The sequence below is a fragment of the Gluconobacter albidus genome (genome assembly GCF_002723915.1).
GTDB classification, from domain to species: domain Bacteria; phylum Pseudomonadota; class Alphaproteobacteria; order Acetobacterales; family Acetobacteraceae; genus Gluconobacter; species Gluconobacter albidus.
The window spans coordinates 1-4,470 of record NZ_BEWL01000033.1; the positions used below are offsets into that span (position 1 = coordinate 1).

Annotated in this window: 7 protein-coding genes; 4 read left to right on the top strand and 3 right to left on the bottom strand. The window is 56.2% G+C overall.

Features of this window, described 5'->3' with window-relative positions; genetic code table 11:
• Positions 1-64 precede the first annotated feature (64 nt).
• Positions 65-955 (bottom strand): AraC family transcriptional regulator, encoded by an 891-nt coding sequence (locus GAL01_RS15200; protein WP_099253393.1) that lies wholly within the window; start codon positions 953-955, stop codon positions 65-67.
• A gap of 268 nt (positions 956-1,223) precedes the next feature.
• Between GAL01_RS15200 and GAL01_RS15205 the strand changes: the two genes are divergently transcribed.
• Both GAL01_RS15205 and GAL01_RS15210 read left to right on the top strand, forming a co-directional pair.
• Positions 1,224-1,640 carry a VOC family protein gene (locus GAL01_RS15205; protein ID WP_099253395.1) on the top strand — a complete coding sequence of 139 codons (417 nt, stop codon included), beginning with the start codon at positions 1,224-1,226 and terminating at the stop codon, positions 1,638-1,640.
• A gap of 8 nt (positions 1,641-1,648) precedes the next feature.
• Entirely contained in the window at positions 1,649-2,062 is a 414-nt protein-coding gene (locus GAL01_RS15210) for a saccharopine dehydrogenase NADP-binding domain-containing protein (RefSeq protein ID WP_218017102.1), read from the top strand.
• A gap of 63 nt (positions 2,063-2,125) precedes the next feature.
• Here the strand turns inward: GAL01_RS15210 and GAL01_RS15215 are convergent, their stop codons facing one another.
• Positions 2,126-2,680 (bottom strand): GNAT family N-acetyltransferase, encoded by a 555-nt coding sequence (locus GAL01_RS15215; protein WP_062026963.1) that lies wholly within the window; start codon positions 2,678-2,680, stop codon positions 2,126-2,128.
• Positions 2,681-2,994: 314 nt separating this feature from the next.
• Here GAL01_RS15215 and GAL01_RS16220 point away from each other — a divergent pair, with 314 nt between their 5' ends.
• Together GAL01_RS16220 and GAL01_RS16225 are read left to right on the top strand one after the other, a co-directional pair.
• Entirely contained in the window at positions 2,995-3,351 is a 357-nt protein-coding gene (locus GAL01_RS16220) for an LLM class flavin-dependent oxidoreductase (protein WP_231865184.1), read from the top strand.
• The gene (locus GAL01_RS16225) at positions 3,306-3,752 is read left to right on the top strand and encodes an LLM class oxidoreductase (RefSeq protein WP_231865185.1); all 447 of its coding nucleotides are present in this window, start codon (positions 3,306-3,308) and stop codon (positions 3,750-3,752) included. Before GAL01_RS16220 ends, GAL01_RS16225 begins: the two co-directional genes overlap by 46 nt.
• 207 nt (positions 3,753-3,959) lie before the next feature.
• Here GAL01_RS16225 and GAL01_RS15225 read toward each other — a convergent pair.
• The coding region (locus GAL01_RS15225; RefSeq protein WP_099253399.1) for a TetR/AcrR family transcriptional regulator at positions 3,960-4,470 on the bottom strand (511 nt) is incomplete at its 5' end.

Below are 4,470 nucleotides of genomic sequence, written 5' to 3' on the forward strand. Positions count from 1 at the left end.
GCAGACACCAGAGCGGTAATGATGGTTACCCGAAAGCCGACATTGTAACGGTCACGGGTGATCGTCAGGCCAGGCCGTCGCGCAGCTCGCGCTGAATCTGGCGCACGTCCCTTGCGGGAGGCTGACCGAAGAAGCGTGTATATTCCCGAGTAAACTGGGACTGGCTTTCATACCCCACCTCATAAGCCACTGCAGCGGTGCTTTGGGAGCTGGCGATCAGCAGCATTCTGGCCTGAAGCAGGCGAATACGTTTCTGAAACTGCAGCGGGCTCATCGCCGTCGCAGCCTTGAAGTGTCGATGGAAGGCTGAGGCACTCATTGCGGCGATCTCGGCAAGGGCCTCTACCCGCAACCGCAACTTGAAGTTCGTGCGGATCCAGTGGATGGCGAGCCGGACGCGCGATAGGGCGGTGTCGGGCATGGCGATGTCGCGCAGCATTGCGCCGTGCGGTCCCTGCAACACCCGATACAGGATCTCGCGTTCGTAGGCCGGAGCCAGCGCAGCAATATCGGTCGGATTATCGATCAGTCGCAGCATGCGCAGCCACGCATCGAGCAACTCGGGCGTCACCGACGCTACCGAGAACCCACTCGAACACGGCGGCGGGGCGACATGGCCGAGATCGGCAAGCATCATGCCCACCATCTGCGGGTCGATCGTGAGGCTAACGGCCAGATAGGGATTGCCGATAGCATCCGGATACACCTCGCCAACGGCGGGCATATCCAGTGACATCACGAAATAGCTAGCCGGATCGTATCGCATTGTCCGTTCGCCGATCGTCATTGCCTTGCTGCCGGTGAGGATGAGGTTGATCATCGGATCATAGACCGCTGCCAATTCGTGCTCTGGTATCGCTCCCTGCACCATCGCCACGCGCGGGATACCGGTCTCGGTACGCCTGTTCCGGGCGTTTGAGGCAAGGTGACGCAGTTCTACAAGCTGTTTTTCCATGTGCCTCTTGTGCGCCTCTCGTGTGGCCGCGGCAAACGCAAAGCAGGAATAGGCAAAATCGAGGGAGGATCGGGCGCTGCCGCGAACGGGCCCAACAACTATCTTCAAATCACTCGAAAAGTAGCGGAGAACACCCTATGAAAATCACGATCATCACCGGCGGTGGCCGCATCATCCTCACCTGTAAGCGCAATCCGGAGCAGGCGGTCAAGGTAGTGCAAACGATCAAAGTTGCCGGCGGTTACGTCGTCTGAACAGGAGATCAGAAATGCTCGATCACGTCTTTCTATCTGTTGCCGACCTCGACCGCTCCATCGCCTTCTACACGCAAGCACTCGCGCCGCTCGGCATCACTGATCGCGTCGATTACGATGGCAAGAAAGCTCCTTCCGGCCACCCCGCTCTCAAGGGCTTTGGCTGCAAGGGACGCATCTTCTTCTGGCTGCGTCAGGGCGTGGTCGAAGGACGGGCTGCCCATATTGGGTTCGTCGCGGATTCTCGGGAACAGGTTGATGCCGCCTATGCCGCTGCAATCGCCGCCGGTGCCACCGAGGCGACAGGCGGAGGCATGGGAGCACCCGGTGCGCGGCTCCATTACGATCTCCGTTATTATGCCGCGAACGTGCTCGATCCCGATGGCTACAGCCTCGAATTCGTGTTCAAGAGCTGGCAGCATGCGTCGTGAGCTGGCTCATGATCTACGGCGCTACCGGCTACACCGCGCGCCTCGCAACCGGCTATGCGAAGGCCGCGGGGCTCGATCCGGTCCTTGCCGGTCGTGATGCCGCGGCGTTGGCTGGGCTGGACGGCGAGACGCGAGCCTTCACCCTCGACGACCCGGCGGCTATGGACGCAGTGCTTTCGGACGTAACGGTGCTGCTCAACTGCGCCGGCCCCTTCCTGCGCACTGCCGAACCATTGATGCGTGCAGCGATCCGCAATGGCGCTCATTATCTCGACATCGCAGCCGAACTGGATAGCTATCGGCTCGCCGAGAAGCTCGATGGAGAAGCCGCCGCGCGTGGCGTCATGCTCTTGCCGGGGAGCTGCGGCAGCGTCGCGATGCTTGGCTGTCTGGCGGCGCGGGCGATCGAGACTGTAGATTAACGGACATAGGGTACGGGGAGGGGCCCATTTTTTGGAAAATTTGTACAGACCCGCCGGCTAAGACTAAGGCTTTAATTTTTTTTGCATTCGTATCAGTGGAACGTTCACTCCATCTCCTGTGGCTTCAATTCTTTCTAAAGGGTAATAGCCGGAGGCGATGTAGAGAGGTTCTCCACTAAGAGTGGCCATAAGCTCAGCAGTTCTGAAACCATGCTCTGCTGCAGCTTGTTCGCACTGCTTCAAAATGAGACTGCCAATACCTTTTCGTGTGAAAGCAGGATCGGTGTACATGGCCCGGATCCTCGCAGGGTCTCGCTCAGGGTTCAGAAGAATAGGATCACGCAGGTCGCTGCTGTGGTCGCCTCCGTAGAGTGTCGCGCGATTACTCCATCCTCCGCATCCCGCTAAAACCCCGTCATATTCGGCGATGAGATAGGATCCGTCTTCAACCAGCTGGGTATCCAGGCCCATGACGGCCTGGCTGGCGATGATTTGCTCAGGGGTAAGAAATCCTACCTGCAGTGTGTCGATGGATCTGTTGATGAGTTTCTTCAGTGTAGGGAGGTCGTCGATCGTGGCCCAACGTGTTCGGATCTTTCCCGAGGCGTAAGTTGTCATGATGGTCCTAAACTGGTTTTAGTCGAGCATTTATGGCTTAAACCCTGCCAAAAACCTATTTTCAAAAACGTAGCTCTAAAGAAAAATCCTATCCACCTGATGCAGATCCTGCGGCACTGAGGCAGGCGCTGGCCTAACTACGCGCGATATAGTTAATTTTCTACAGACCGTATCCTGTAGGGCAACAGGAACAGCATCCTTTTCTAAGGTCGGAGCGGGACGTCCCCCGAGTTATAGAAGGTTCGCCCTTTCTGCTTGGCACATCCCACAGTCCACCCCACCTATATGGGCAAACTGGTAACAGGGCGTTGCACATGATTCCACTTTCAATTCTCGATCTCGCGTTCATCACCGAAGGCAGTTCGGCGACCGAGGCGCTTCATCGGAGTGCGGATCTTGCGCAGCATGAAGAAAGTCTGGGCTTCAAGCGCTTTTGGCTGGCCGAACATCACTCAATGGCGGGCATTGCCTCCGCTGCGACTGCGGTCGTGATCGGCTATGTCGTAGGCGCTACGAAAACCATCCGGGCCGGATCGATCTTGGGCTTGGACGGGCGCCCGGTTCCGATCAGGCCACAATGCGCGCGCTGCGTCGTGATCCGGCCTCCGCTCATCTGGCCGCTATTATGGGGCTGCCATTTGCATTCGCCAGCCATTTCGCTCCTGATCTGATGGAAGAGGCTCTGGCGCTTTACCGTGAGCGGTTTGAGCCTTCGGAGCGACTGCAGTCACCTTATGCCATGCTGGGCATCAACGCAGTGATCGGAGAAACGCATACCCAAGCACAGCAGGCGGCAACATCTCTACAGCAGCATTTCGTTGCCCTACGTCAGGGACGTCCGTCGACTTTTCCTGCACCTCGGTCAGTGTCCTGGAATAGTCAGGAACAGTGTCTCCTTGACAGCACACTACGTTATACATTCGTAGGAACCGCAGAAGACGTCACAAAAAACATTTCCGCTTTCGCAGAGCGGTACAGACCTGATGAACTCCTGATCGGTACGCCGTTATATTCTCAGGAGGAAAGGCGAAAGACCCTCACTGGGATCGTGCATCATCTGATGGAAAAATAATTCCATACCTGAGCACACGCGGCGACAGCGCATGGGTTGTTTGTTATAGATGATGGTGAAACCGAATGCCATGACGCACATGGCCTTGTTTTTGTAGTATTGGGCAGTCATCGATAGGTCGCATAATATTTGTTATGCCAACTAATATGCTTTGCGCACTGAAGTTCATAATCAATCGGTATGATGAAGCCTTTTGAAAAATCTCGTTCAGGTCTGTGGCCAGGCGTTCATTCCGATCAACGCGATTTCCTTCAACCGCTCTTGTGATGCTCCGTCACGAGCTTGGACAGCCATACCGCGTAAAAGAGATCCATAGAACGCTGCTAAGGCGTTGATATCGGCGCCTGTCGGCAGGTCTCCCCTTTCCAAGCCTTCTTGTAAGCGTGCAGCCATAGCACCTTCTGCCTGCTTCCGCTGTCTGGCTAAAAGGTCACGCAAACGGTGCTGGTTAGGAGAGCATTGCGTTGCCGCGACTGAAATCATGCATCCTGTAGGATGGTCGGGGCGTGTAAATTCAACGGCAGCTGCTATCGTTAAATCCTGAAAGACGGTTCGCGTATCGGCATCTTCACCAAGGATATCGAGAAACCAACCTCCAGCGACACTCATGTAGATCTCAATCACCTCATGATACAGCGCCTCTTTGCTTTCGAAGGCATTGTAAAAGCTGGAAGCACTGATCTTCATGACTGCAATCAGATCATCGAAGCTCGTCCCC

Bases quoted from the DNA above. Each gene is read 5' to 3' on its own strand.
- GAL01_RS15200 (WP_099253393.1), bottom strand. From the start codon at position 955: ATGGAAAAACAGCTTGTAGAACTGCGTCACCTTGCCTCAAACGCCCGG.
- GAL01_RS15205 (WP_099253395.1), top strand. From the start codon at position 1,224: ATGCTCGATCACGTCTTTCTATCTGTTGCCGACCTCGACCGCTCCATC.
- GAL01_RS15210 (WP_218017102.1), top strand. From the start codon at position 1,649: ATGATCTACGGCGCTACCGGCTACACCGCGCGCCTCGCAACCGGCTAT.
- GAL01_RS15215 (WP_062026963.1), bottom strand. From the start codon at position 2,680: ATGACAACTTACGCCTCGGGAAAGATCCGAACACGTTGGGCCACGATC.
- GAL01_RS16220 (WP_231865184.1), top strand. From the start codon at position 2,995: ATGATTCCACTTTCAATTCTCGATCTCGCGTTCATCACCGAAGGCAGT.
- GAL01_RS16225 (WP_231865185.1), top strand. From the start codon at position 3,306: ATGGGGCTGCCATTTGCATTCGCCAGCCATTTCGCTCCTGATCTGATG.